Annotated in this window: 17 protein-coding genes and 2 tRNA genes; 11 read left to right on the forward strand and 8 right to left on the reverse strand. The window is 65.0% G+C overall.

All coding sequences use genetic code 11. From position 1 onward, the window contains the following. Positions 1-43: 43 nt before the first annotated feature. Positions 44-1,918 (forward strand): MFS transporter, encoded by a 1,875-nt coding sequence (locus ACXHGZ_RS04715; RefSeq protein ID WP_480462652.1) that lies wholly within the window; start codon positions 44-46, stop codon positions 1,916-1,918. An 18-nt stretch (positions 1,919-1,936) separates the two neighbouring features. Here ACXHGZ_RS04715 and sugE read toward each other — a convergent pair whose 3' ends face one another. Continuing rightward, positions 1,937-2,254, reverse strand: a complete 318-nt coding sequence (gene sugE, locus ACXHGZ_RS04720; protein WP_480462654.1) for a quaternary ammonium compound efflux SMR transporter SugE — start codon at positions 2,252-2,254, stop codon at positions 1,937-1,939. 262 nt (positions 2,255-2,516) lie between these two features. Then, positions 2,517-3,437 carry a recombination-associated protein RdgC gene (gene rdgC, locus ACXHGZ_RS04725; protein WP_084858652.1) on the reverse strand — a complete coding sequence of 307 codons (921 nt, stop codon included), beginning with the start codon at positions 3,435-3,437 and terminating at the stop codon, positions 2,517-2,519. 206 nt (positions 3,438-3,643) lie between these two features. Here rdgC and ACXHGZ_RS04730 point away from each other — a divergent pair. The 9 genes from ACXHGZ_RS04730 to ACXHGZ_RS04770 all read left to right on the forward strand — a co-directional run bounded on the left by ACXHGZ_RS04730 (position 3,644) and on the right by ACXHGZ_RS04770 (position 13,723). Then, positions 3,644-3,719 (forward strand) — tRNA-Val (locus ACXHGZ_RS04730). Positions 3,720-3,735: 16 nt separating this feature from the next. Beyond that, positions 3,736-3,812 (forward strand) — tRNA-Asp (locus tag ACXHGZ_RS04735). A 374-nt stretch (positions 3,813-4,186) separates the two neighbouring features. Further along, on the forward strand, positions 4,187-7,951 hold the full coding sequence (locus tag ACXHGZ_RS04740) for a bifunctional nitrate reductase/sulfite reductase flavoprotein subunit alpha (protein WP_480462656.1): 3,765 nt from the start codon (positions 4,187-4,189) through the stop codon (positions 7,949-7,951). 332 nt (positions 7,952-8,283) lie between these two features. Continuing rightward, positions 8,284-10,836 (forward strand): nitrite reductase large subunit NirB, encoded by a 2,553-nt coding sequence (nirB, locus tag ACXHGZ_RS04745; protein ID WP_480462657.1) that lies wholly within the window; start codon positions 8,284-8,286, stop codon positions 10,834-10,836. Next, positions 10,836-11,201, forward strand: a complete 366-nt coding sequence (gene nirD, locus ACXHGZ_RS04750; protein WP_480462659.1) for a nitrite reductase small subunit NirD — start codon at positions 10,836-10,838, stop codon at positions 11,199-11,201. Before nirB ends, nirD begins: the two co-directional genes overlap by 1 nt. Before the next feature lie 177 nt (positions 11,202-11,378). Then, entirely contained in the window at positions 11,379-12,134 is a 756-nt protein-coding gene (gene bamJ / locus ACXHGZ_RS04755) for a BamJ family beta-barrel-assembly machinery protein (protein WP_084858656.1), read from the forward strand. A 346-nt stretch (positions 12,135-12,480) separates the two neighbouring features. Next, positions 12,481-12,921, forward strand: a complete 441-nt coding sequence (locus tag ACXHGZ_RS04760) for a YkvA family protein (protein ID WP_480462661.1) — start codon at positions 12,481-12,483, stop codon at positions 12,919-12,921. Positions 12,922-13,019: 98 nt separating this feature from the next. Next, on the forward strand, positions 13,020-13,358 hold the full coding sequence (locus tag ACXHGZ_RS04765) for a helix-turn-helix domain-containing protein (RefSeq protein WP_480462663.1): 339 nt from the start codon (positions 13,020-13,022) through the stop codon (positions 13,356-13,358). Beyond that, on the forward strand, positions 13,355-13,723 hold the full coding sequence (locus ACXHGZ_RS04770) for a hypothetical protein (RefSeq protein ID WP_084854862.1): 369 nt from the start codon (positions 13,355-13,357) through the stop codon (positions 13,721-13,723). Before ACXHGZ_RS04765 ends, ACXHGZ_RS04770 begins: the two co-directional genes overlap by 4 nt. Positions 13,724-13,979: 256 nt before the next feature. Here the strand turns inward: ACXHGZ_RS04770 and ACXHGZ_RS04775 are convergent, their stop codons facing one another. Next, a complete protein-coding gene (locus ACXHGZ_RS04775) occupies positions 13,980-16,061 on the reverse strand; it encodes a carboxy terminal-processing peptidase (protein ID WP_480462665.1) in 2,082 nt (693 codons plus the stop codon). A gap of 142 nt (positions 16,062-16,203) precedes the next feature. Here ACXHGZ_RS04775 and ACXHGZ_RS04780 point away from each other — a divergent pair, with 142 nt between their 5' ends. Then, positions 16,204-17,166, forward strand: coding sequence for an NAD(P)H-quinone oxidoreductase (locus ACXHGZ_RS04780; RefSeq protein ID WP_224458259.1), 963 nt, complete (start codon positions 16,204-16,206; stop codon positions 17,164-17,166). Positions 17,167-17,285: 119 nt separating this feature from the next. Here ACXHGZ_RS04780 and ACXHGZ_RS04785 read toward each other — a convergent pair whose 3' ends face one another. Genes ACXHGZ_RS04785 through ACXHGZ_RS04805 form a run of 5 tightly spaced genes read right to left on the reverse strand, consistent with a single transcriptional unit; the run spans position 17,286 to position 21,366 of the window. Beyond that, positions 17,286-17,939, reverse strand: a complete 654-nt coding sequence (locus tag ACXHGZ_RS04785) for an HAD family hydrolase (protein WP_480462667.1) — start codon at positions 17,937-17,939, stop codon at positions 17,286-17,288. 12 nt (positions 17,940-17,951) lie between these two features. After that, positions 17,952-18,941, reverse strand: coding sequence for an ABC transporter ATP-binding protein (locus ACXHGZ_RS04790; protein ID WP_324818195.1), 990 nt, complete (start codon positions 18,939-18,941; stop codon positions 17,952-17,954). Between the two features lies 1 nt (position 18,942). Further along, positions 18,943-19,734: an ABC transporter permease gene (locus ACXHGZ_RS04795; protein WP_084854867.1), complete on the reverse strand. Its 792-nt coding sequence runs from the start codon at positions 19,732-19,734 to the stop codon at positions 18,943-18,945. Further along, on the reverse strand, positions 19,724-20,563 hold the full coding sequence (locus ACXHGZ_RS04800) for an ABC transporter permease (RefSeq protein WP_480462669.1): 840 nt from the start codon (positions 20,561-20,563) through the stop codon (positions 19,724-19,726). The genes ACXHGZ_RS04795 and ACXHGZ_RS04800 overlap by 11 nt, the downstream gene beginning before the upstream one ends. After that, positions 20,560-21,366 carry an alkaline phosphatase family protein gene (locus ACXHGZ_RS04805; protein WP_480462670.1) on the reverse strand — a complete coding sequence of 269 codons (807 nt, stop codon included), beginning with the start codon at positions 21,364-21,366 and terminating at the stop codon, positions 20,560-20,562. Before ACXHGZ_RS04805 ends, ACXHGZ_RS04800 begins: the two co-directional genes overlap by 4 nt. Positions 21,367-21,423: the final 57 nt, after the last annotated feature.

The raw sequence follows: 21,423 nt of genomic DNA on the forward strand, positions 1-21,423 counted from the left end.
GTGCGTGCCTCCAATTGAAAACGCCCAACCAGGTACACGGACGATGAGCCACCCCTCGCAATTCACCCTGCTCGGCAAGCGGCGCTTCTTGCCGTTCTTCATCACCCAGTCGCTGGGCGCCTTCAACGATAACCTGTTCAAGCAGTCGCTGATCCTGGCGATCCTCTACAAGCTGAGCCTGGAAGGCGACCGCTCGATCTGGGTCAACCTCTGTGCGCTGTTGTTCATCCTGCCGTTCTTCCTGTTCTCGGCGCTGGCCGGGCAGTTCGGCGAAAAGTTCGCCAAGGATGCGCTGATCCGGGTGATCAAGCTGGCCGAGATCGTCATCATGGCCATCGGCGCCACGGGCTTCGTCACCGGCCACCTGCCGCTGATGCTGCTGGCTTTGTTCGCCATGGGCACCCACTCGGCGCTGTTCGGCCCGGTGAAGTACTCGATCCTGCCCCAGGCGTTGCACGAGGAGGAACTGGTCGGCGGCAATGGCCTGGTGGAGATGGGCACTTTCCTGGCGATCCTGGCCGGGACCATCGGTGCCGGGGTGATGATGTCCTCCACGCACTACGCCACGGTGGTCGCTACCGGTGTGGTGGCGACCGCGGTACTCGGCTACCTGGCCAGCCGCTGGATCCCTCGGGCTGCCGCGGCCGCGCCGCAGATGAAACTGGACTGGAACATCCTCAAGCAATCCTGGGCCACCCTGCGCCTGGGCCTTGGGCAGACCCCGGCGGTGTCCCGCTCGATCGTCGGCAACTCCTGGTTCTGGTTCGTCGGCGCTATCTACCTGACCCAGATCCCGGCCTATGCCAAAGACTGGCTGCACGGCGACGAAACCGTGGTGACCCTGGTGCTGACCCTGTTCTCGGTGGGCATCGCCCTGGGTTCGCTGTTGTGCGAACGCCTGAGCGGGCGCAAGGTGGAAATCGGCCTGGTGCCGTTCGGCTCCTTCGGCCTGACGCTGTTCGGCCTGCTCTGGTGGTGGCACTCCGGCGATGTGCCGGTGGGCGCCGTGCCCCATGACTGGCTGGCGCTGCTGGGCATGGGCCAGGCCTGGTGGATCCTGCTGTCGATCGTCGGCCTGGGCGTGTTCGGCGGCTTCTACATCGTGCCGCTGTATGCCTTGATCCAGGCGCGCACCCCTGAAGATCAGCGGGCCCGGGTGATCGCGGCCAACAACATCCTCAATGCCTTGTTCATGGTGGTTTCGGCCATCGCCACCATCGTCCTGTTGAGCCTGGCCGAACTGAGCATCCCGCAGCTGTTCCTGGTGGTGTCGCTGCTCAATATCGCGGTCAACGCCTACATCTTCCGCATCGTGCCCGAGTTCACCATGCGTTTCATGATCTGGCTGCTCAGCCACTCCATGTACCGCGTGGAGCACCGGGACCTCGAGCGTATCCCCGACCAAGGCGCGGCGTTGCTGGTGTGCAACCACGTGTCGTTCGTCGATGCGCTGCTGATCGGTGGTGCCATTCGCCGGCCGATACGCTTCGTCATGTACTACAAGATCTACAACCTGCCGGTGCTCAACTTCGTCTTCCGCACCGCCGGGGCCATCCCCATCGCCGGGCGTGGCGAGGACGAAGCCACCTACGAACGCGCTTTCGCCCGTATCGCCCAGTACCTGGCCGATGGCGAGCTGGTGTGCATCTTCCCCGAAGGTAAGCTCAGTGCCGATGGAGAAATCGATGTGTTCAAGGGTGGGGTGAGCCGCATCCTGCAGGAAACCCCGGTACCGGTGATTCCGCTGGCGTTGCAGGGGCTTTGGGGCAGTTTCTTCAGTCGCGACCCGAACAAGGGGTTCTTCAAGCGCCTGTGGTCACGGGTGACCCTGGTGGCTGGCGCCGCCGTCCCGGTGGACGCGGCGCAGCCCGAGGCGCTGCGCGAGAAGGTCTGCGCCCTGCGCGGCGACGTGCGTTGAGAAGGGAAGGAAGAAAGGTCAGCTGGTGCTGACCTTCAGGCCGACCAGGCCGGCCACGATCAGCGCGACGCTGGCCAGGCGCATGAACGCCATGGATTCGCCGAACAGGATGATCCCGGCGATCACGGTGCCCACGGCGCCGACGCCAGTCCAGACCGCATAGGCGGTACCCAGTGGCAGTTCCTTCATGGCCAGGCCCAGCAGGCCCAGGCTCACAGCCATGGCGGCGATGGTCAAGGCAGTGGGCAGGGGGCGGGTGAAACCGTCGGTGTACTTGAGGCCTACGGCCCAGCCCACTTCGAACAGGCCGGCGAAGAACAGGATGATCCAGGACATGATGAGTCTCCATCGTTGCTAAGGATGGGGCCGTCCCCGGAATGGTCACGCGTTGCGTCGTGAGGCCGTCCTCACAGTGCGCACTATACTGCACATTTTGCTGTGAGTCGGCAAGCGTGTAAGCGTTATCCGAGCCCACGCAATCGCGGGACAAGCCCGCTCCCACAAGGCCTGTCCATTTCGGGTAGAGCGGATACCTGTGGGAGCGGCGGTGCGGCGGTCCGACTTGTCCCGCGATAGGGCCGGTGAGGCGACTGGTATCTCAGACCCCCTGCGGAATCTCCTCGCCCCCCAGCGCCTCGAACAGCGCCGGCAGGAATTCGGTGAAGGTCATCATCATCAGGGTGAAGCTGGCGTCGAACTGCTGCTGGGCTTCCTCGCCGCCGTCCTGCTCGGCCTGCTCCTGCAGCAGCTCTTCGAACTTCAGGCGCTTGATCACCGTCTTGTCATCCAGCACGAACGACAGCTTGTCCTGCCAGGCCAGGGCCAGCTGGGTGACCACCTTGCCAGTGCCCAGGTGCAGCTGGATCTCTTCGCTGGCCAGGTCCTGGCGCTTGCAGCGCACGATGCCGCCGTCTTCATGGGTGTCGCGCAGCTCGCACTCATCCAGGACGAAGAAGTCGGCAGCCGGCTCCTGGGTCTTGACCCAGTCGGTCATGGTCGCGCTCGGGGCGGTCTTGACCGTGACCGGGCGCACCGGCAGCGAGCCCATCACTTCACGCAGGGTCGACAACAGGTCCTCGGCACGCTTGGCGCTGGCCGAGTTGACCAGGATCAAGCCCAGGCGCGGGGCGATGGCGGCGAAGATCATCGAACGGCGGATGAAGGCGCGGGGCAGGAATGCCTGGATGATCTCGTCCTTGATCTGGTCGCGTTCCTTTTTATAGACCTTGCGCATCTGCTCGGTCTCGATCTCCTCGACCTTTTCCTTGACGGCGTCGTTGACCACGCTGCTGGGCAGGATGCGTTCCTCCTTGCGTGCAGCGATCAGCAGGAAGTCACCGCTGACGTGCACCAAGGGAGCATCCTCGCCCTTGCCGAACGGGGCGACGAAACCATAGGTGGTCAGCTCCTGGCTGGCGCAGGGTCGGGCTGGCTTGCTGGCCAGGGCGGCTTCCAATGCCTCGGGCTCGAACGGGACGTCCTGGGTCAGGCGGTAGGTCAGCAGGTTCTTGAACCACATGAGGGGGAATCTCTCCTTAATGCATAAGGCGGGCATTATTCTCCGAGGGGTGGTCGCAGGCCAACCCTGTCAGAGCGCCACCAGTGACTTAATTCAGGAGAAAAGCGCTGTTGCGCTAGGTCTTTGAAAGGCCTGAAAAATTTTTTTAAAAAAGTGCTTGCCAGGGTGGCAGGTCCTCCGTAGAATGCGCGCCACACCGAGACGTTGGGTGATTAGCTCAGCCGGGAGAGCATCTGCCTTACAAGCAGAGGGTCGGCGGTTCGATCCCGTCATCACCCACCACTTCTCGATGTTTAGCGCAGCGGTAGTTCAGTCGGTTAGAATACCGGCCTGTCACGCCGGGGGTCGCGGGTTCGAGTCCCGTCCGCTGCGCCATATTCCAGCTTCCAGGGCCCACTGAACACCCGGAAGCCACAAATAAAGCGACCCTAGGGTCGCTTTATTTGTTTCTGCTGCTTGTTGAGGTCGTCAGTGCCACCGATTGGTGCGAACCCAATGGTTCAGTGCCATTTCTGTGCCGGCCCAATCTCGGGGCAAGTTCGCTCCCACACTGTTTCTGTTCCTCAAGGACACTGAAGTCCCTGTGGGGGGGCCGATGTCTGCAGTTGGCCCAGTACTTGCTGATGCTCTTGCATCCAGGCCATCAATGCCGATGGCCCCCACGACAAAGGCGCCGTGCTGCTCCTCCTGCTTCTGCAGGGCGGGGCGGCCGGCGCCTTTTTTCGTTCATGCGGCCAGGAGATCGACCGATGAGCAGCAGCGAAGTGCGCAGTGTGTGTCCGTATTGCGGGGTAGGGTGCGGCATCGTCATGACCGTGACGGACGGCAAGGTCACCAAGGTCAGCGGTGACAAGCAGCACCCGAGCAACTTCGGTCGCCTCTGCACCAAGGGCCTGACCGCTCATCTGCCACTGACCGCCGCCGGGCGCATGACCCACGCGTTCATGCGCCGGCAGCGCGGTCATGAGCCCGTGCAGGGCACTCTGGACAGCGCCATCGAACAGGCCGCCGACCGTCTGCGTGGGATCATCGACACCCACGGCCCGGACGCGGTGGCGCTCTATGTGTCCGGGCAGATGTCGCTGGAGGCGCAGTACCTGGCCAACAAGCTGGCCAAGGGCTTCATCGGCACGCGGCACATCGAGTCCAATTCGCGCCTGTGCATGGCCAGCGCCAGCAGCGGCTACAAGCAGTCCCTGGGCGCCGACGGGCCACCGGGCAGCTACCAGGATTTCGAGCACGCCGAGGTGTTCCTGGTGATCGGCGCGAACATGGCCGATTGCCATCCGATCCTCTTCCTGCGCCTGCTCGACCGGCTCAAGGCCGGCGCCAGGCTGATCGTCGTCGACCCCCGGCGCAGTGCCACCGCCGATAAGGCCGACCTGTTCCTGCAGGTGCGCCCGGGTACCGACCTGGCCCTGCTCAACGGCCTGCTGCACCTGTTGCACCGCAATGGCCATACCGACGCCGACTTCATCGCCCGTCACACCGAAGGCTGGGAGGCGATGCCCGCTTTCCTCGAGGCTTACACCCCGCAGCGGGTCGCTGCCATTACCGGCCTCGCCGAGGCCGACATTCACCAGGCCGCGGACTGGATCGGCCGAGCCGGCAACTGGATGAGCTGCTGGACCATGGGCCTGAACCAGAGCATCCACGGCACTTGGCACAGCAATGCCCTGTGCAACCTGCACCTGGCCACCGGCGCCATTTGCCGCCTGGGCAGCGGCCCGTTCTCGTTGACCGGCCAACCCAATGCCATGGGCGGGCGCGAAATGGGCTACATGGGGCCCGGGTTGCCTGGCCAGCGTTCGACACAGGTCGCCGCTGACCGTGCCTTCGTCGAACAGCACTGGGGGCTCGCCCCGGGCAGACTGCGCAACGAGAGCGAGGCAGGCACCGTGGCATTGTTCGAACAGATGAAAGCCGGCCGGATAAAGGCCTGCTGGATCATCTGCAGCAACCCGGTGGCCAGCGTCGCCAACCGCCAGCAGGTCATCGACGGCCTGGGCCGGGCGGAATTGGTGATCACCCAGGATGCGTTCCTCGATACCGAGACCAACCGCTACGCCGACATCCTGTTACCCGCCGCCCTTTGGGCCGAAGGCGAGGGGGTGATGGTCAACAGTGAGCGCAACCTGACGCTGATGCCCAAGGCGGTCGAGCCGCCCGGCCAGAGCCTGCCCGACTGGCAAATCATTGCGCGCATCGCCTGTGCCATGGGATATGCGCAAGGCTTCGACTACCCCGACGCCGAAGCCGTATTCGATGAGATCCGCCGCTTCTGGAATCCACGAACCGGCTACGACCTGCGCGGTATTGGCTACTCCGAGCTGCGCCAGCGCCCGCGCCAATGGCCCTGTGCCCCGGGCCGCGACGATGACCGCAGCCCGCTGCGCTACGTCGACGCCAGCGCCGCCGCCGCACGGCCTGTATTGGCCTTCCCCACCCCCAGCGGCAAGGCTCGCTTTTTGGCACGTCCCTGGCTGCCGCCGGCCGAGCAGCCCGATAGCGACTTCCCGCTGGTGCTCAATACCGGGCGTGTGCAGCACCAGTGGCATACCCTGACCAAGACCGGCAAGGTTCCCAGCCTGAACAAGCTCGACCCGGGCCCCTTCATCGAGCTGCACCCCGAGGACGCGGCACGCCTGGGGATCGCCGAGCGCGACCAGGTGGCCATTCGCTCCCGTCGCGGCCAGGCCGTGCTGCCGACGCGGGTCAGCGACCGGGTGCAGGTGGGCAGCTGCTTCGCCCCCTTCCACTGGAGTGATGTGCATGGCGAGCAGTTGGCGATCAACGCGCTGACCTGCGACGCTGTCGACCCGACTTCTTTGCAACCGGCTTATAAACAGTGCGCCGTGGCCGTGGAGCGGGTCGGCGGGGCGCGTATCGATGTGCTCGAGTTGAGCCCGGCAACTGCTGCCGAAACACCGTCCGATGATCCTCTGCACCGCGTACTCTGGGCCTCGCAGACCGGCAACGGCCAGGCCCTGGCCGAGCGCTGTGGCCACTGCCTGCGCGAAGCGGGGTTGGCAGTAGAGGTCAGCTGCATGGAAGCGGTCAGCCCGCGCCAATTGCAAGGTGCTGCCAGCGTGATGCTGATCGCCAGCACCTTCGGCGACGGCGAAGCCCCCGCCAGCGGGGCCGACTTCTGGCAGGCGTTGCTAGGGGAGGAGGGCAGCCACTGCGCCGAGCTGCCCTATGCGGTGCTGGCCTTGGGTGATTCGAGCTACGACCAGTTCTGCGGCTTTGGCCGCAAGCTCGATGCGCGTCTGGCCGCGTTGGGTGCCCATCGGTTATTGCCCCGGGTCGATTGCGAACCTGACTTCGACGACGCCTTCACCGCCTGGCTCGAGGCGCTGCTGCCGGCGTTGGGCGCGGCCCCGGCGGCGGTATTGCGCGGCAGTGTTTCCAGCGAGGTGTTCGACAAACAGCGTCCATTGTCGGCCAAGCTGGTGGAAAATCGCCTGCTCAATGGCCCGGGCGCCAGCAAGGAAACCCGCCAGCTGGTATTCGAACTGGGCGACAGTGGCTTCGCCTACCAAGCCGGCGATGCCCTGGGTGTCTGGCCTCGCAACTGCCCGACGCTGGTCGAGGAGTTGCTCGGCTTGATGAAGCTGGACGGCCAGGCCTCGGTCGAGCTCAAGGGCAACGCCTCCATGCCCTTGGCCGTGGCCCTGGAGCGGCACCTGGACATCACCCGGATCACGTCCCGCCAGCTGGAGGTCTTCAGCCAGGCGAGCAGCGACCTACGTGGCATGCTGCTGCCCGAACGCAAGGCCGATCTGAGAAGCTGGCTGTGGGGGCGGCAACTGGCCGATGTGTTGCGCGAGTTCCCGCAGGCGTTGTCACTGGCGCAGTGGCTGGACCTGCTCAGGCCCTTGCAGCCTCGGTTGTACTCGATCAGCTCGAGCCCCACCGTGCATCCCGGTCAGGTTCACCTGACGGTCTCCACGGTGCGCTACGGCACGCGCAAGGGCGTGTGCTCGACCTTCCTCGCCGACCGCGCCGAGGGGTACGAGGTGGCGATCTTCCCCCAGGTGACGAAACATTTCCGCTTGCCCGACGACGACTGTACGCCGGTGATCATGGTCGGCCCCGGCACGGGCATCGCGCCGTTCCGGGCATTTCTCGAAGAGCGCCAGGCGCGGGGGGCGAGTGGGCGCAACTGGCTGTTCTTCGGCGAACAGCACGAAGCCTGCGATTTCTATTACCGCGACCAGTTGCTGGCCTGGCAGGCCAGCGGCCACCTGCAACTGAGTACGGCGTTCTCCCGCGACCAGGTGCGCAAGGTCTATGTCCAGCAGCGCATGCTGGAGCAGGGGGCGCAGCTGTGGCGCTGGTTGGAGGAGGGCGCCTACTTCTACGTGTGCGGCGACGCCCTGCGCATGGCCAAGGATGTCGAGGCCGCCTTGCACCAGGTCATCGCCGAGCACGGCGGTATGGGGAGCGAGGCGGCCCAGGCCTACGTGGACGCCTTGAACAAGGCTGGCCGCTACCGGCGCGATGTGTACTGAGCGCCCCAGGATGTACAGGCGTGCACCGGATTGGAGCCTTTTACCCCTGTGTGTGGCGTGATCTTTGTAGGAGCGGGCTTTGTCCCGCGATTAGGCCGGGCCCGATATCACCGTCGTCTGGCAAGGGCTTGGCCCTAGATCGAGGGACAAGCCCGCTCCTACAGAAAGGGGGCAACGCCTAATGGTGAGTTGGCACACTCCCTGCTTTGAACGAACTGACAACATGCCCCGCTGATCAACGGCGACCAGCCCTGGGGCCCATTACTGATGAGAACAGGCAAAGGCGCCTGGAGCTTCGGCTCCAGGCGCCTTTTTTTTCGCGAGGATCGGCTATGAAGGCAACAGCGAACAGCGGGCAACGAGAGCGACTGGTCATCGTCGGCAATGGCATGGTCGGCCACCACTGCGTCGAACAACTGATCGAGCGCGGCGCCCTGGCGCGTTTCGAGCTGCGCGTGTTCGGCGAGGAACGCCAGCGCGCCTACGACCGTGTGCACCTCTCCGACTATTTCGGGGGTAGCGATGCCGAGGCTCTGGCGATGTGCGAGCGGGACTTCTACGACCGCCACGGCGTGCACTTGCACCTGGGCGAGGCCGTGCTGGGCATCGACCGCGAACGTTGCGAGGTGTTCACCGCCGAAGGGCGCTACGGCTACGACCAGTTGATCCTCGCCACCGGTTCCTACCCCTTCGTGCCGCCGATCGAAGGCTCCAGCGGCACCGCGCGCCTGGTCTATCGCACCCTGGACGACCTCGACGCCATCCGCGCGGCAGCCGGCAACGCCCGCCGTGGCGTGGTGGTCGGTGGCGGCCTGCTCGGCCTGGAGGCGGCCAATGCCCTGAAGGCCCTGGGCCTGGAAGCCCATGTGGTGGAGTTCGCGCCACGGCTGATGCCGGTGCAGCTCGATGGCGAGGGCGGTGCTGCCCTGTGCGCGCAGATCGAGGCGCTGGGCGTGGGCGTGCACCTGTCCCGGGCCACCCAGTCGATCAGTGCTGGCGAGGCCTACCGCTACCGCATGAACTTCGACGGTGGCGAGCACCTGGAAACCGACCTGATCGTATTCTCTGCCGGAATCCGCCCCCAGGATGCCCTGGCCCGCGCCTGCGGCCTGGCTGTCGCCGCCCGGGGTGGCGTGGTGATCGACGGCGATTGCCGCAGCAGCGACCCACGCATCTTCGCCATCGGCGAATGCGCGTCGTGGAACGGCAGCGTGTTCGGCCTGGTGGCGCCAGGCTACGGCATGGCCCGCAACCTGGCGGCGCTGTTGGCAGGCGAGCCTGCCCAGGCCTTCACCGGCGCCGACATGTCCACCAAGCTCAAGCTGCTGGGTGTGGATGTCGGCTCTATCGGCGATGCCCACGGTGCCACCCCCGGCGCGCGCAGCTATCGCTTCATCGACGAGGCCAACGCGGCCTATCGCCGGCTGGTGGTGGATGCCAGCGGCAAGCGTGTGCTGGGCGCGGTGCTGGTGGGCGACAACAGCTATTACGACACCCTGCTGCAGTACGTGCAGAACGGCATCGCCCTGCCGGCCGACCCGGCGGTGCTGATCCTGCCGCAAGGTAGCGGGGCTCCGGCCCTGGGCGCCGATGCACTGCCCGACAGCGCGACCATCTGCTCCTGCCACAACGTCAGCAAGGGCGCGGTCTGCGCGGCGATCGACAGCGGCTGCGCCGACCTCGCCGCGGTCAAGGGCTGCACCAAGGCCGCCAGCGGTTGCGGTGGCTGCGCGGCGCTGCTCAAGCAGGTCTTCGAGCATGCGCTGAGCGCCCGTGGCGTGGCCGTGGACAAGAGCCTCTGCGAACACTTCGCCTATACCCGCCAGGAGCTCTACGCGCTGGTCCGGGTCGAAGGCATCCGTACTTTCGCCGACCTGCTCGCGCGCCACGGCAAGGGCCAGGTCGGTTGCGACATCTGCAAGCCCACCGTGGGCTCGATCCTCGCATCGTGCTGGAACCAGCCGATCATGGACCCGTCCCTGGTGCCGCTGCAGGACACCAACGACACCTTCATGGCCAATATGCAGAAGAACGGCACCTACTCGGTGGTGCCGCGCATTCCCGGCGGCGAGATCACACCCGACAAGCTGATCGTGATCGGCCAGGTGGCGAAGAAGTACGACCTCTACACCAAGATCACCGGCGGCCAGCGCATCGACCTGTTCGGCGCTCAGCTGCACGAGCTGCCCTTGATCTGGGGCGAGCTGATCGAGGCCGGGTTCGAGACCGGGCACGCCTACGGCAAGTCGACCCGCACGGTGAAGTCCTGCGTGGGCAGCACCTGGTGCCGCTACGGCGTGCAGGACAGCGTCGCCATGGCCCTGCGCCTGGAAGACCGCTACAAGGGCCTGCGTTCGCCGCACAAGCTCAAGTTCGCGGTCTCCGGCTGTACCCGTGAATGCGCCGAGGCGCAGAGCAAGGACATCGGCGTGATCGCCACCGACAAGGGTTGGAACCTGTACATCTGCGGCAACGGTGGCATGCGCCCGCGCCATGCCGAGCTGTTCGCCACCGACCTCGACGACGAAACCCTGGTGCGCCTGATCGACCGGGTGCTGATGTTCTACATCCGCACCGCCGACAAGCTGCAGCGCACCTCGGTCTGGCGCGAGAGCCTGGAAGGCGGGCTGGACTACCTCAAGCAGGTGATCATCGACGACAGCCTGGGCCTGGCCAGCGAGCTGGAGGCGCAGATGCAGCATGTGGTCGAGCGCTACGAATGCGAATGGGCCAACGCCCTCAAGGACCCGGAAAAGCTCAAGCGCTTTCGCACCTTCGTCAATGACCAGCGCCCCGACCCGGACGTGCACTTCGTTCGTGAGCGCGAGCAGCGCCGGCCCGCCGCACCCTTGCATTTGATTCCCACCGCCCAGGAGGCTATCTGATGAAAACGTCCAACGCTGCTGTCGCAACGCAACCCGGCTGGCAAACGGTCTGTCGGCTCCAGGACCTGGTCGCCGACTCCGGCGTGGTGGTCTGGCATGAGGGCGAACAGGTGGCGCTGTTCTACCTGCCCGACCAGGCCCAGCCCTTGTACGCCCTCGACAACCGTGACCCGCGCTCCGGTGCCAACATCATCGGCCGGGGCCTGGTCGGCAGCCTGCAAGGGCACTTGGTGGTCGCGGCACCGCTGTACAAGCAGCATTTCAGCCTGCACGACGGGCACTGCCTGGAGGACACGGCGCAGGCCTTGCGCGTGTGGCCGGTGCGCCTTTGCGGCGATGCGGTGGAGCTTGCGGCGTGCGCTTGAAGCGTGTGCGGTGAAGTTGCAAGCAGCCGGGCAGGATGGTTCGCTGCAGCTACGGGGAAATATCCGTGAACTTATCGGACTTTCCTGGCTCTCATGCCGGTAGCCATTGGTCATGGCCGCCTGCTAAGCTCGCGGCTTTACCTGATTGCCCTTATGGCGCATGAACAAGGAACTAGCATGAAACAGCATCGTTTGGCGGCTGCGGTTGCCCTGGTTGGTTTGGTCCTCGCGGGCTGCGACGCTCAGACCAGCAGCGTCGAGCTGAAGACTCCGGCACAGAAAGCCTCCTACGGTATCGGCCTGAACATGGGCAAGAGCCTGGCTCAGGAAGGCATGGAAGACCTAGATTCCAAAGCGGTGGCCCTCGGTATCGAGGATGCGGTTGCCAAGAAAGAGCAGCGCATCAAGGACGAAGACCTGGTAGCGGCCTTCACCGACCTGCAGAAGCGCGCCGAAGAGCGTCTGGCCAAGGCCAGCGAGGAAGCGGCCAGCGCCGGCAAGAAATTCCTCGAAGAGAACGGCAAGAAGCCAGGCGTCGTCACCACCGCCTCGGGCCTGCAGTACGAAGTGGTCAAGAAGGCCGACGGCCCGCAGCCCAAGCCGACCGACGTGGTCACTGTCCACTACGAAGGCAAGCTGATCGATGGCAAGGTGTTCGACAGCTCCGTCGAACGTGGCAGCCCGATCGACCTGCCGGTCAGCGGCGTGATCCCGGGTTGGGTCGAAGGCCTGCAACTGATGCACGTTGGCGAGAAGTACAAGCTGTACATCCCGGCTGACCTGGCCTACGGTGCCCAGAGCCCGAGCCCGCTGATTCCGGCGAACTCGGTACTGGTCTTCGACCTGGAGCTGCTGGGCATCAAGGACCCGGCCAACGCCCAGGGCGAGGCGCCGGAAGCCGAAGCGCCAGCGGCTGAAGAGCCTGCCAAGTAATACCGCGTCAGATCCAAACAAAGGGGCCGCTTTGCGCCCCATCGCGGCACAAGGCCGCTCCTACACCAGCCGTGCCACCCGCACGCCCCCTGTAGGAGCGGCCTTGTGCCGCGATGGGGCGCGAAGCGGCCCCTTTTGTTCTGAACGAACCCCATAAACCCCGAGGTGTCGAAGAAAGGGCAGCCCACCGACGCAAAACGTTTGCGGTTCTGAAACAGCTGTGTAAAAAACGCCCGATCTGAGCCAGACCCTTGCCCAGTGGGCACCTCGCGTCGGAAACTGCTCCCTGTTCACAAGGTTATCCACAATAAATGTGGATAACCTTCCCTGCCGATATGGAGGCCCCATGAGCGCACCCTGGAATTTCGCCCGCTTCCTGCCTCTGGCCGAGCGCCTGCTCAGCCGCGGTCGGCTGCCGGCCTTGCTGTTCGCCGTGGCCCGCAAAGGCCCCAAGCTTGGCCAACTGCGGGAAGACGTCCGTTTGCTCCAAGGCCTGTGCCTGGCGTGGTGGCGTGGCGAATACCGCGCCATCAGCCCCAAGGCGCTGGTCACGGTGGTGGCGGGCCTGCTGTATTTCGTCAGCCCCCTGGATGCTATTCCCGACTGGCTGCTGGGGGTTGGCTTCCTCGATGACATCGCCGTATTGGGCTGGGTACTCAAGGCCGTGGGCGATGAATTGAACCGCTTCAAGGCCTGGCGCGACAGCCAGGCACCCGAGCGCCTGCGGGTGGTCGAACGCCTGCCGGACACCCCCGAAGCCCTGCGCCTGGAGCGCGGAGCGCCCTGAAATCGCCTCGGCCGCGCATACGCCCGCGCTTGGACATATAATTGGCATAAGGATTATGCCTACGGATTACATGCAGTAATCCTACGTAAGGGGGTTGTATGGGTATTCAGGTCATCAGCCGGGACGGTCAGCCCGAGTATGCCGTGGTTCCGTGGGAACAGTACCAGGCACTGCTCAAGGCCGCGGGGCAGGCGCCTGCCGAGGCACCAACGAACGAACCTGCAGTCGCCGCCGAGGCCCCGACCTTGGTGGCATTGAGTGAATTGACACGACTGCGCCAGGCCAAGGGCCTGGCGCCCGAGCAGTTGGCGCGCAATGTCGGCATCAGCCCGGCCTACCTGGCAATGATCGAGGCCGGGGAGCGCCAGCCGGATGCGGCGATCCTGCGCAGTCTGGCCTGGCACTTGGGCATCGCTGGCTGGAGCGAGCCGTCATGAGCCAGGTCAGGATCAGCCGCCAGCATTGGGACAACCTGTTGAACGAGCTCGATCTGGCCCGTCGCCAACGCCACCTGCTGACCTACCGCGCGTTGATCGAACGTCTGCAATTGCCCAGCCCGGCGATGCAGACCCTTACCGCTGCCCTGGAATACCTGGCCGTGCTCGACGCCCGGGCCGAGCAGCCGCTGCGCAGCTCGCTGGTGATCAGCCAAGGCGCCAGCCGCTTGCCGCGTACCGGCTTCTTCGAGTGCGTCGAGCGCCTGGGGCGGTTCTCGGGGCCGGTCGATGGGCTCGAGGCGGCATCCTGGCATGCCTCGGAAGTGGTGCGGGTGTTCGAGTACAGCTATCCGGAACAGGCCTGAACCCGGGCTGCTTCGCAGCCTATCGCCGGCAAGCCGGCTCCCACCTTTCCTGCGCTGTTTTCAGCGACACCGCCGGGAAATGGTTTGCCAGAGAGTGGGCCGGGCAGTTGCTCCCTCCAGGCCGCTCCAGTGAAGCGCGATCCCTGTGGGAGCCGGCTTGCCGGCGATAGGGCGCAACGGCCCACTGGGTAGAACATCCCACATAAAAAAGGGGCGGACATGAAAATGTCCGCCCCTTTTTGCCACCGCAGTGACCTCAGTGCTTGGCCACCTGTGCGTTCAAGCTCAGGTAGTCGAGCAGGATGCGCCCGGTCTCGGCCAGGTAGGCGTCGTCCTCAGGCTTGGTGTCCTCGTCCTCGATCGGCAGGGCATCCTCGTCTTCTTTCTTCAGTTCCTTGAGCGGCTCCTCGCCCTTGGCCTTGCGACGAACGTTCTCCAGCGCCAGTTGCTTGGCCTCGATTTCATCGTGGCGTGCGCGGCGTTCCTGCTCGTTGAGGCTGACGGTCTTCTCGTTCATCAGCTTCTGGGTCAGGGCCAGGCGGTCACGGATGTAGGCGAATTCCGGGTCCTTGGCGCTGCGTGCGTCATGACGGGCCTTGAGTTCGCTCAGGAAGGGCTTGAACGGGTCGACCGCAGGGCGCACCACCGGGCGGATGGTATCCCACGGCATGGCCTCGGGCAGGGCGCTTTCGCCGATTTCCTTGGTGTCGATGATCGATGGGTAGTCGATGTCCGGCAGCACGCCCTGGTGTTGGGTGCTCTGCCCGGAAACCCGGTAGAACTTGGCCAGGGTCAGCTTCAGCTCGCCATGGTTGAGCGGCTGGATGGTCTGCACGGTGCCTTTGCCGAAGGTCTGGCCGCCGATGATCAACGCGCGGTGGTAGTCCTGCATGGCGCCGGCGAAGATCTCCGAGGCCGAGGCCGAGAGGCGGTTGACCAGCAGCGCCAATGGGCCCTTGTAGAAGGCGCCGGGGTTCTCGTCCTCGAGCACGTCGACGCGGCCATCGCTGTTGCGCACCAGCACCGTCGGGCCTTTCTCGATGAACAGGCTGGTCAGCTCGGTGGCTTCCTGCAGGGAGCCGCCGCCATTGTTGCGCAAGTCGATGACCACGCCGTCGACCTTTTCCTTCTGCAGCTCGGTGAGCAGTTTCTTCACGTCGCGCGTGGTGCTCTTGTAGTCAGGGTCGCCCGCGCGGTAGGCCTTGAAGTCCAGGTAGAAGGCCGGGATCTCGATGATGCCCAGCTTGTAGTCGCGCCCATCCTGCTTGAGCTTGAGCACCGACTTCTTGGCAGCCTGCTCCTCGAGCTTGACCGCTTCGCGTGTGATCGATACCACCTTGCTGGTCTGGTCGTTAGGCGCGTTGCTGGCCGGGATGATTTCCAGGCGGACCACCGAGCCTTTCGGGCCGCGGATCAGCTTGACCACTTCGTCCAGGCGCCAGCCGACCACGTCGACCATTTCCTTGTCGCCCTGGGCCACGCCGATGATCTTGTCGGCCGGTGCCACCTGCTTGGTCTTGGCCGCAGGGCCGGCCGGCACCAGGCGCACGATCTTGACCTGGTCGTTGTCGCTCTGCAGCACCGCGCCGATGCCTTCGAGCGACAGGCTCATGTTGATGTCGAAGTTTTCCGCGTTGTCCGGCGACAGGTAGTTGGTGTGCGGGTCGTAGGACTGAGCGAAGGTGTTGATGTAAGCCTGGAAGATATCCTCGGCACGGGTTTGGTCCAGGCGCGACAGCTGGTTCTTGTAGCGCTTGGTCAGGGTTTCCTGGATCTGCTTGGGATCCTTGCCGGCGAGCTTCTGGCGCAGCACTTCGTCCTTGACGCGCTTGCGCCACAGGTCGTCGAGCTCGGCCTCGTTCTTCATCCAGGGCGCATCCTCGCGGTCGACCAGCAAGGTTTCCTTGGTGGTGAAGTCCATCTTGTCGACGCCCTTGGCCAGCTCGGCCAGGGCGAAGTCCAGGCGCGACTTCACGCGGTCCAGGTAGCGCTTGTAGATGGTGAAGCCGGGTTCGAGGTTGCCGCTCTTGAGGAAGTCGTCGAACTGGGTCTTCCACTTGTCGAACTGGGCGATGTCGGCGGCGGTGAAGTAGCTGCGCGAAGGGTCGAGCAGCTTGATGTAGCTGTCGTAGATGATGATCGAACGGGCATCGTCCAGCGGCGGCTTGCTGTAGTGGTGGCGCTTGAGCAGCTCCACTACGTTCAGGCTGGCGACGATCTCGTCACGGTCAGGCTGCAGGCTGTCCCACTTGTTGGCGGCCGCCGCATTGCCACCGAGCGTGAGGCTGCCGAGGCCGATCAGGAGGGCGAGGGCAGTGCTGGGCAGGAAATGCTTCATGCTGATTCGACGTAAAGGCAATTGATCACGCATAGTAGGCCGTCTTTTCCGTTCGCCGGTTCCACAAGAGCCGGACGCATACTGCAAAAAGCCCGGGACATGGCGATCCCGGGCTCAGTCATGACTCAACTATGGAGGCACTGTGAAGGCATTGCAAGGCGTTGACGGACATGTGGCCTGGGTCGAAGCCGAGCGCCCGACCTGTGACGCAGGCCAGGTGCGTATTCGGGTGGCCGCAGCGGGACTCAACCGCGCCGACCTGCTGCAGATGAAAGGCCTGTACCCGCCGCCGCCCGGCGCGAGCCCCTACATGGGCCTGGAGTGCGCAGGGGTGGTCGAGGAAGTCGGCGCCGGGGCCGACTGGCGCGTGGGCGACCGGGTCTGCGCGCTGTTGGCCAGTGGCGCCATGGCCGAGGAAGTGGTGGTCGATGCCCGCCACGTGCTGCCGGTGCCCGAGGGCTTGAGCCTGCACGAGGCGGCGGCGCTGCCCGAGGTGTATGCCACGGCCTGGCTGAACATCTTCCAGCTGGGCGCGGTGAAGGCCGGCGAGAAGGTGCTGGTGCACGCAGGCGCCAGTGGCGTCGGCTCGGCGGCGATCCAGCTGTGCAAGGCATTCGGCAACCCGGTGTGGGTCAGCGTCGGCTCGCAGGATCGCCTGGCCTACTGTCAGGCGCTGGGGGCCGCCGGTGGCGTGGTGCGCAACGAGAACCTGGACGAGCTGAAGGCGTTCGGGCCGTTCGATGTGATCCTCGACCCAGTGGGCGCCAGCTATGGGCAAATGAACCTCGAATTGCTGGCCCGCGACGGGCGCTGGGTGATCATCGGCCTGATGGGCGGGCGCAAGGTCGAGCTGGACCTGGCGCAGGTGCTGGCCAAGCGGGCGCAGGTCACCGGCTCGACCTTGCGTAATCGCAGCGATGAATTCAAGGGCGAGCTGCTGCGCGAGCTGGTGCAGCAGGTGTGGCCGTTGTTCGGCGAAGGGCGGCTGTCGCCGCAGTTGGTGGACACGTACCCGGTGGCGTTTGCCGAAGCGGCGTATGCGGAGCTGGCGAGCAACCAGGTGTCGGGCAAGCTGGTGCTGGTGATCGATCCTGGTTTGGCTTGAGATCGCTGGGGCTGCTTTGCAGCCCTTTCGCGGCACGAGGCCGCTCCTACAGGGCGACGCGATCCCGTCAGGGCAACGCGATCCTGTGTAGGAGAGGCCTTGTGCCGCGAAAAGGGATCTCAGCTCCAGCTCAGAATCGGCCACCCATTGACCTCGGCATGCTCACGCAGCACCGGGTCCGGGTTGACCACATGGGGGTGGTCCACCTTCAGCAGCAACGGCAGGTCATTGCGCGAGTCGGAATAGAAACTCGCCCCTTCCAGGTTTTCCTGCTCCTGGTCCAGCCACTCCAGCAAGCGGGTGATCTTGCCCTCGCGGTAGGTCAGCACCCCATGGGTCTTGCCGGTATACACCCCGTTCACCGCCTCCAGCTCGATCGCCAGGTATTCGTCCACCCCCAGGCGCGCAGCGATCGGCCCAACCAGGTGGGTACCCGAGGCGGAGATGATCAGGATCCGGTCACCGCGCTTGCGGTGCTCGGCGATGCAGCGGCAGGCGTCGCCATAGATGATCGGCTCGATCACATCCTCGACCCAGGGCTCGACCAGGTGCTCCACCTCCTCGAGGGTGCGCCCGGCGATCGGTTCCAGGCTGAAGGTCATGTACTCCTCCATCTTCAGGTGGCCCTTGCCGTAGGCCTCCATCAGCTCCTGGTCGCGACGCAGGAACGCCTTGCCGTCCACCCAGCCCAGCTGGGCCATCTGCTTGCTCCACAACGAGGCGCAGTCGCCGTGGATGAGGGTTTCGTCCAGATCGAAAATTGCCAATGCCATTGCGTTGTTCTCCTAGGCCACTTCTCGTAGCGCCGTGGGGTCGATCGACAAGGATACCCGCTGCCCGTCGGCGTGCAGGTCGGCCGACGAGCGATTGAGCACGTCCACCACCAGCTCCACGCCACGCACCTCTACCCGGTAGCGGATGACGTTGCCCAGCAGGCTGTGGCTGCGTACCTGGGCGTCGAGCTCACCTTCCAGGCGCAAGCTGATGGCTTCCGGGCGAATCGCCAGGCGACTGGCCACGGGGCGCTGCAGCAGGCGGCTGGCGGTGTCCGGCTCGAGCAGGTTGTAGTTACCGATGAAGCCTGCGGCGAACAGGTCCACGGGCGCGGTATAGAGGGTTTCGGCATCGCCGCTCTGGACGATGCGCCCTTGGTTCATCAGGAAGATGCGGTCAGACATCGTCAGCGCTTCCTCCTGGTCATGGGTGACGAAGATGGTGGTCAGGCCCAGCTCGCGCTGGATGGCGCGGATCTGTTCGCGCAAGTGCTTGCGGATGCGTGCATCCAGGGCCGACAGCGGCTCGTCGAGCAGCAGCAGGCGCGGGCGGGTCACCAGTGAGCGCGCCAGGGCCACGCGCTGGCATTGCCCGCCCGACAGCTGGTGCGGGTAGCGCCCGGCGAAGCTGGAAAGCTCCACCAGTTCCAGGGCCTCGCGCACCCGCACCAGGCTCTCGTCGGCCTGGGTCTTCTGCATGCGCAGGCCGAAGGCGACGTTCTGCTCCACGGTCATGTTGGGGAACAGCGCATAGCTCTGGAACACCATGCCGATGCCGCGTTTCTGCGGGCTGAGCGGCACCAGGTCCTGGCCGTCGAGCAGGATGCGGCCGCTGTCCACCGGGGTCAGCCCGGCGATGCAGCGCAGCAAAGTCGACTTGCCGCAACCGGAAGGGCCGAGCAGGGTGACGAACTCGCCGCGTTCGATCTGGCAGTCGATGTCATGGAACACCGGGCTGCCGGCGTAGCTTTTGTGCAGTTTCTGTACGCTGACGAAGCTCATGTCAGGATTTGTCCTTGTTCAGGCGATTGGCGACCCAGGTCAGCACCAGCACGAAGGCGAAGTAGGAGATTACCAGTGCGCTGTTGAAATGGCCGCTGCTGTTGCGCATGTTGTTCAGGTAGACCTGCAAGGTCTCGTAGCGGGTCCCCACCAGCAGGTTGGCGAATACGAACTCGCCGAACAGGAACGAGAACGACAGCAGCAACGCCACCATCAGGCCCTTGCGCAGGTTCGGCAGCACCACCAGCAAGGCCGCCTGCCAGGTGCTGGCGCCCAGCAGCTGGGCCGCGTCCATCAGGTCGCGCAGGTTGATCGCCTGCAGGTTGTTGGTGATGGCCCGGTACATGAACGGCAAGGCGATGGTGAAGTAGCAGCCGATGAGGATCCAGGGCGTGCCGACCATGGCCATCGGCCCGCTGCCGTACAGCTGCAGCAGGCCCACCGAAGACACCACCGGCGGCACGGCGAAGGGCAGCAGGATGAGGATGTTCATCAGCGCATCCAGGCGCGGGAAGTGGTAGTGCACCACGAACAACAGCGGCAGGATCAGCACCACCGACAGCACCAGCGCGCCGACGCATACCAGCAGTGACTGGCCGAAGGCCGCCAGGAAGCGCGGTTCGCTCCACAGCGCCAGGTACCACTTGAAGGTCAGGCCGCTGGGCAGCAGGCTCGCCGACCAGCTGGTGGCCAGGGAATAGAGCAGGGTGCCGGCCAACGGCAGCAGCAGGATGATGAACAGCAGGTACACCACCACCCGGTGGTAGAGGTTGCCGCGAGGTTCAGCGCGCATGGTAGCTCCTCTTGAGCAGCCATTGATGGACCACCGTGACCAACGTCATCAACCCCACCAGCACCATCGCCAGGGCGCTGGCCAGGTTCGGGTCGAGGGTGATGTCGCCGGCCACGAGGGCGGCGATGCGGATCGGCAGCACGTTGAAGTTGCCAGTGGTGAGGGCATAGACCGTGGCATAGGCGCCCAGAGCGTTGGCCAGCAGGATGACGAAGGTGCCCAGCAGGGCAGGGGCCAGCACCGGCAGGCCGATGTGCCGCCAGTATTGCCAGTGGCTGGCGCCGAGCAGCGCCGCGGACTCGCGCCAGTCTTCACGCAGGGCGTCGAAGGCCGGGTAGAGCAGCAGCACACCGAGGGGGATCTGGAAGTAGGTGTACACCAGGATCAGGCCGCTCTTGGAGTAGATGCTGAAGTCTTCCAACAGGCCGGCCTGCTTGAGCAGCAAGGTCAGCGCGCCGTTGAAGCCCAGCAGGATGATGAAGGCGAACGCCAGCGGTACCCCGGAAAAATTGCTGGTCATGTTGGCGAAGGCGCTGACGAAGTCGCGCAGGCGCGAGTCCACCTGGCGCAGGGAGTAGGCGCCAAGGGTGGCGATGACGATGCCGAACAGGCTCGACCAGAAGCTGATCTCCAGGCTGCGCTGCAGTGCCTGCAGGTAGAACTTGGAGGCGAACACCTTGTTGAAGTTGGCCAGCCCCCAGCCGCTTTCGCTCTGCAGGCTGTTGATGGCCACCCAGGCCAGCGGGGCGATCTGGAACACGATGAAGAACAGGGCGAACGGCAGCAGGCAGAGCAGGGCCAGGTAGCGGCCGCGAGGGCGGGTATTCACTTGAGCAGCTCCCGGCAGACCGGCTTGTCGTGGGCTGCGCCCAGCAGTTCGCAGATCGTGCCGCACAGCTCGGTCTGCAAGGGTTTGGCTGCAGGGTCGAGGCTGAATGCCTCGCCGAACACGAACAACGGCACTTCACGTTCCTCGGCCAACAGGCCGTTGTGCGAGCGGTCGTTGTTCATGCCATGGTCAGCGGTCACCAGCACCTGGTAGCCCTCTTCGAGCCAGCGTGGCAGGTAGTCGGCCAGGAGGATGTCGACGCTGCGCGCGGTGTTGCGGTACTGACTGCTGTCCAGGCCATGGCGATGGCCGGCGTCATCGATGTTCATCGGGTGCACGAGCAGGAAGTTCGGAGCATGGCGACGGCGCAGGTACTCGGCGTCGGCCAGCAGGTGCGAGTCGGGGTAGTGGTCGGCGTAGTAGAACAGCCCGTGCTGGATGGGCAGCTTGGGTGCATGGGTGTGACGGTCGCGCAGCGGGTCGAAGGGCGAGCGGTTGTACAGCTCGCTGATCCAGTGGTAGGCCGCCGCCGCGGTGCCCAGGCCCGCTTCGCGGGCGTAGTGGAACACGCTGCGTTGGTTGGACAGGCGGCTGACATTGTTGTGCACGATGCCGCTGTCGATAGGGGCCACGCCGGTGAGGATGCATTCGTACAGGGGTCGCGACAGCGACGGCAGCTCGCATTCGATGCGGTACAGCGCGGCGCGGTCGGCCTCGACATAGGCATGCAGGTGGCCCATGGCATGGTGGGCGACCTGGTGGTTGAGGCCGTCGAGCAGGACCAGGATGACGTTGTGGTTCATAAGCGCTCCGCAGGGGGGCGACGCCCTCTGTGGGAGCGGGCTTGCCCCGCGATGGCG

The sequence above is a fragment of the Pseudomonas shiyinii genome, assembly GCF_056725765.1.